Consider the following 6,000-nt stretch of genomic DNA (forward strand, 5'->3'; position numbering starts at 1 on the left):
CAGACGCTTTGTGGCCGGCAAGAGCGCCGACGCCCGCAGTAAGATAGGAGCAGACCTCGGACGCACAATCGGGAATGCGGTAGCCAACCCGCGCATCAGAGCTTGATCACCGACGTCCTTCGGTTCCGCCTCCACCTATGCACGACCATCTCTATGAATAGCCGATCGACGACGATCGGGGCGGTGCTCTGCGTTCTAATCCTTGACAGCGGACATCAGAGCGCTGTTTTCAGGCCACAGCTCTGAGGTCGTGACGACAATAGGCCCACGGAAGCAGCTGATCGATGTCGCTGTTTGGATGGCCGTTGACGATCCTGGTGAGGGCGTCGGTCAGGTAAGCGAGCGGATCGACGTCGTTCAGCTTACAGGTTTCGACCAGGGAGGCGATGGTGGCCCAGTGCTCGGCGCCGCCGTCGGAGCCTGCGAACAGCGCATTTTTCCGGTTCAGCGTAATCGGACGGATCGAGCGCTCGACGACGTTGTTGTCGAGCTCGATGCGACCGTCATTGATGAAGCGCGTCAGCCCCTCCCAGCGTGAGAGTGCATAGCGAATGGCGTCGGCCAACTTGCCCTTTTGGCTGATCAACGCGAGCTTTGCGCGGAGCCATCGCTCGAAGGCTTCCGCCAGCGGCCGGATTTTCTGCTGCCGAACGAGACGGCGCTCCTCGGCGCCGCGACCACGGATGTCCCTTTCGATGGCGTATAACTCGGCGATATGCTTGAGCGCCTCGCTGGCAATGGGCGCGGGACCGGGTGTGGCAAGTTCGTAGAAGTTACGTCGCATGTGCGACCAGCAGAATGCAAGTTGGACATCGCCACGCTCGGCGAGCTTGCCATAGCCGGCATAGCCATCGACCTGCAGGATCCCCTTCAAGCCTGCGAGATGGGCGATCGGCCGATCGGCTTTGCGATCGGGGGCATAGACATAGGCAACGCCCGGCGGATCGGCACCGCCCCACGGCCGATCGTCCGCTGCATAGGCCCAGAGCTGACCGGTCTTGGTGCGCCCGCGGCCGGGATCGAGCACCGGCATCGTCGTCTCGTCGGCGAACAGCTTTGGCCGTTGCCTGAGCTTGCCGAGCAGACGGTCATGCAGCGGACGCAGGTGGAAGGCAGCTTGTCCTACCCAGTCCGCCAGCGTCGAACGATCGAGCTCAATGCCCTGGCGGGCGTAAATCTGCGCCTGCCGGTAGAGCGGCAGGTGATCGGCATATTTAGAGACCAGGACGTGGGCGACGGTGGCCTCGGTCGGCAATCCGCCCTCGATCAGCCTAATCGGGGCCGGCGCCTGCATGACCCCGTCCTCGCAAGCCCGGCATGCGTATTTGGGACGCCGGGTCACGAGGATCCGGAACTGCGCCGGGACCAGGTCCAGCCGCTCGCTTCTATCCTCGCCGATCCGGTGCAACTCGCCCTGGCAACAGGGACAGGTCTTGCCCTCGATGTCGACGACGACCTCGATCCGCGGCAGGTGCCTCGGCAAGGCGCCGCGGTTGCCGCGGCGCGTGCGAGCCCGCGCCTCACGGCCTTCAGGTGCGCTCACGTCCTGTGCCGTCTCGTTGTATGCGGCAACCTGCTCGACGTCTTCCAAGCCCAGCAGCATCTGATCTTCAGGCAGCGTCTCTGCCCGCCGGCCAAACCGATGCCGCTGCAATTCCTTGATGATTTGACGCAGCCGCTCGCTCTCGCACCGCTCGGCAAGCAGCATCGCTTTCAGCGTCTCAGGATCGTCAGGCAGGGCGTCGCTCACACCCAATTCAGAGCATATTCGCCGCCATCTGGCGACGCGTCCCACGCTCCTGATTCACTTCGCCGCAGCGCTGCCCACAGCTATCCGGCTTGCGTTGGCGCCGGCGTCTCTCGCGCCTTATGCACAAGCCGCCAGTCGAGCCCCTCCAGCAGCGCCGACAATTGCGCCGCTGACAGACGCATCACGCCGTCCTCGATCTTCGGCCAGCGGAAGATCCCATCCTCGAGCCTCTTAGCGAACAGGCACAGACCCGTTCCGCCCAGAACACCAGCTTGATCCGATCCGCCCGCTTGGCCCGGAACACATAGACAGCTCCCGAGAATGGATCTGCCCGCATGCTCTCGCGCACCAGGGTCGCGAGCCCTTCCATTCCCTTGCGGAAGTCCACCGGCTTGGTCGCCACCATCACCCGGACCGCACCCGACGGACCGATCACCGGCTCGCGTTCAGCGCCTGGACGATCGACGCAATCATCGCCGTGTCCGCACCACGACCGGCCCGGATCGTGATGCCGTCGACTTCGATCTCGATGATCCCGGCATCGCAACGGCGAGCCCGGGTATCCGCTTTGGCCTTGCACCGCACCGCTTTGCGCTCCCGGTCAACAGCGGCCGCCGACACCGCGGCATCCACCACCGCCGGCACAAACTGTACTTCTTCTATTTCGGAATGACCGCCTGCTCCTTCTCGCAACTGACGTCGCCAGCCAAACAACTGCTGCGGTGACAATCCATGCCGTCGGGCTACCGAACAGACCGAGTCGCCGCTCGCCACGATCTCCGCAACGATCCGCGCCTTGTCCTCATCGCTCCACTTCCGCCGGCGGCCGGCTCCGGTGAAGACCTCAAGCCGCCGCACCGGCTCCGTGATAGCACTATGCACTGTGTCCATTCTAAGCCTAAACGGTCCAAACCGAACCGCAGACTCGCAGATCACTCCGTCATCCGGAAGGTGGCCTGAAAACAGCGCTCTGATGTCCGCTGTCAAGGATTAGAACGCAGAGCACCGCCCCGATCGTCGTCGATCGGCTATTCATAGAGATGGTCGTGCATAGGTGGAGGCGGAACCGAAGGACGTCGGTGATCAAGCTCTGATGCGCGGGTTGGCTACCGCATTCCCGATTGTGCGTCCGAGGTCTGCTCCTATCTTACTGCGGGCGTCGGCGCTCTTGCCGGCCACAAAGCGTCTGACGGGCATTCCCTCTGCCGTGGTCCCGCCTCCGCCCATGCACGATGATAAGGGCGCTCGATCAGGCTGTCTGCACTTGCCTGGCAACCGCCCACATGAACCCCACCAGTTCACGGGCGATAGCGGTGCAGACCACCGTCGTTCGTTTGCCGCGCGCCGCCAGCTTCCGGTACCGGGCCGTCAAGCGGCTCTGCGCCTTCCAAGCAATCTCTCGCACTGCTGGCGACGTCTGTTCGAGCCGGTATAGTTTTGTCTTGCCGATCTTCGGCGGGTGTCGATATGTCCAGGCGCTTTCGACCAACATGTGGCGAACACGGCCGTTGCCGGCCTTGGTGATGCCGCCACGTCTGACAGCCTCTCCCGTCGATCGCTCGCTTGGCACCAGACCGAGGTAACCCATAAGTTGACGTGGGCCCTCAAAACGGCTCACGTCACCGACCTCGGTTGCGAATGTCACTGCGACGACCAGATCGACGCCGCGCAATGTTTGAAGCGCCCGCACGAGCGGCTCCAGAGACCAGGTCGAGACGAACTCTTCGATCGTGCGCTCGAGCCGGTCGACCCGGTCCCTGGCGACGCGAACTGCTTCGACCATTTCTTGTAGCGCGATCTGATGTGCGGGGTGGTCGAACTGTTGTTCCTGGAGCCAACGCAAATAGCGCATCGTCCAGCCCTTTTTGCGGGGATAGGTGCGGCCATGCTTGAGCATGAAGGCGCTCACCTGCTGCCGGTGGATGCGCAGCGTCTCAACCGCTGCCGATCGAGCGCGAACGAGGTCGCGCATCGCTTCGTGACCTTCATCGGGAACCCATACCGCCGTCAGCTCGCCGGCGCGTAGCAGCCGCGCGAGAGAAACGGCGTCCCGGCGGTTCGTCTTCACACGATCACCCGGCTTCCTTGGGATCAGCGACGGCGCCACCACCGTGCATTGGTGGCCGAGCGACCGGATCAGGCGATAAAGACCATAGCCAGTCGGGCCGGCTTCGTAACAGAAGTGGACGCGGTCAAACCGGTTGGCGATCCGCCCTAAGACGCGGCGCATGTTGGTGGCCGAAGCATCAACCTCGCCGAAGAACCGAACCTCCCCCTCCCGGCCTGCATCCGCAATCGCGACGGCATTTCTCAGCTTGGCCACATCGATTCCGACGAATGCTTCCCTATAATCTGCCACGGCTCGTCCTCCTGTGATGAGGATCGGCTCGGTTCGCCCGAGCAACCCTCGGACGCGCAGTGTAGGGCGAGCCACCTCATCGGTAGAGGCGGACATACGGTCTTACCGCTACACGCAGGTCGCCACCGATACGATCCGAGCGACGCAGAGCCCGCTCGATCGCCTGTCGCTGGAGGTGACGCCACCTGGATGACCCGCAGCGGGATGCGGGTCATGACCCGCTCCGACATCCGCTCCAACAGGCCCGCCATCGAGATTGCCGATATTCTGTGCCGGCATGGCGACGCCTATCGCCGTGTACATGCCGGTCATCTGGGGCGGGTCGAGCGGCGCGTGATGAGCGCGATCGTTGCGTGCCGGACCGAGGCGCTCGGCGGCCACATGCAGGCTTGCGACGACTGCGGCACGACACGCGTTGCCTATAATTCCTGCCGCAATCGGCACTGTCCGAAGTGTCAGGGGAGAGCCCGAGCCGCGTGGCTCGCCGCGCGTCAAGCCGACCTGCTTCCGGTTCCCTATTTCCACGTCGTCTTTACACTTCCCGCACCGATCGCCGCGATCGCTTTCCAGAACAAGGCCGTCGTCTATGCCATCCTGTTCAAGGCTGCCGCCGAGGCGATGACGACGCTCGCCGCCAATCCACGCCGGCTCGGCGGTGCGATCGGCGGCGTCGCCGTCCTCCACACCTGGGGACAGACGCTGATGCATCATCCCCACGTCCATTGCGTCGTTCCGGGTGGCGGCCTCTCGCCCGATGGCGCGCGCTGGACCGCTTGCCGACCGAACTTCTTCCTGGCCGTCAAACCGTTGTCCAGACTATTTCGCACACTTTTTCTCAAACGTCTGTCGGCAGCCTTCAACTCCGGTGCCTTGCGTTTCTTCGGCGATCTCGGAGCTCTGGCCGAGCCGGCTGCCTTTGCGGCCCACCTCGACGCCATGCGACGCATCAACTGGGTTGTTTACGCCAAGCGGCCCTTCGGCGGACCCGCACAGGTCCTGGCCTATCTCGGCCGCTACACCCATCGCGTCGCGATCGCCAACAGCCGGCTCGTCGCACTCGACGACGATCATGTCGCCTTCTCATGGAAGGACTATCGCCAAAACAGCGCGACAAAGATCATGAATCTCAAGCCCGATGAGTTCATTCGCCGTTTCCTGCTTCATACGCTGCCTGACGGCTTCCACCGCATCCGCCACTTCGGCTTCATGGCCAACCGCCCATCGCGCTGCCAAGCTCGCCCTTTGCCGCGAACTTCTCGATCATGAGCGAACAGCCCCAAACGATGGCCAGCCGTCGCCTGTGGATTCGGAGGCTCAAACCTGGGCCGAGGTTCCTGCCTGTCCCGATTGTGGTGGCGTCATGCGCATCATTGAGCGCTTTCGACATAGCTTCAGACGCCCCAGCCCTCGAACATCACCGTTCCGATGCGACACATCGTGAGCCAAGTCATGTCGTGCACGACGATCATCATTCGTCATTTCGCTCCCAGCGTCTCGATCATCGCGGACGATGTCGAATCCGTGCTGTCACACTGCGCGACAACAACCGTCCGATGCAGCAAAAGGCCTATCGCGATCTCAGGCGAAGCGCGTCTGATCTCACTCTTCCAGGATGCGCACTCCTGTGTCTCTGCCTCACGCGCCGAGCCAGCAGATCGGGCATGGCGATCTCGAACAATCCCCATAGCTGCAAAACCGCGAATAGCCTCCCGCGCCTTCGTTCAATCCGGCTTCAATGAGGTCGCGTCATAAGCGCCTGACGCGCCCTCGCGTGAGCGCGACCTCACAGAACCCTCCAGATTGGTTAGAAGCCGACATTGTGGTTCGATAGATGCACAACTTAAACTCCGATTCGAGTTTTGCAGTGTGTCAGGGTTGCGGTCGCGCGTAA

General features: G+C 63.0%; 3 protein-coding genes and 2 pseudogenes. 1 reads left to right on the top strand and 4 read right to left on the bottom strand.

The features are described 5' to 3' along the window. Positions 1–229: 229 nt before the first annotated feature. The 4 genes and pseudogenes from tnpC to ACVIGA_RS43750 form a co-directional block, all read right to left on the bottom strand. Positions 230–1,708, bottom strand: a complete 1,479-nt coding sequence (gene tnpC / locus ACVIGA_RS43735; protein ID WP_456671099.1) for an IS66 family transposase — start codon at positions 1,706–1,708, stop codon at positions 230–232. A gap of 122 nt (positions 1,709–1,830) precedes the next feature. Then, positions 1,831–2,186 (bottom strand): annotated as a pseudogene (gene tnpB / locus ACVIGA_RS43740) (IS66 family insertion sequence element accessory protein TnpB). Next, positions 2,183–2,641 carry an IS66-like element accessory protein TnpA gene (gene tnpA, locus ACVIGA_RS43745; protein WP_456671093.1) on the bottom strand — a complete coding sequence of 153 codons (459 nt, stop codon included), beginning with the start codon at positions 2,639–2,641 and terminating at the stop codon, positions 2,183–2,185. The pseudogene tnpB and the gene tnpA overlap by 4 nt, the downstream one beginning before the upstream one ends. 358 nt (positions 2,642–2,999) lie before the next feature. Continuing rightward, positions 3,000–4,109: an IS110 family RNA-guided transposase gene (locus tag ACVIGA_RS43750; RefSeq protein ID WP_173643979.1), complete on the bottom strand. Its 1,110-nt coding sequence runs from the start codon at positions 4,107–4,109 to the stop codon at positions 3,000–3,002. A 213-nt stretch (positions 4,110–4,322) separates the two neighbouring features. Between ACVIGA_RS43750 and ACVIGA_RS43755 the strand changes: the two are divergent. Beyond that, positions 4,323–5,550 (top strand): annotated as a pseudogene (locus tag ACVIGA_RS43755) (IS91 family transposase). The last annotated feature ends 450 nt before the right edge of the window (positions 5,551–6,000 follow it).

This window comes from Bradyrhizobium sp. USDA 3240 (assembly GCF_054063295.1).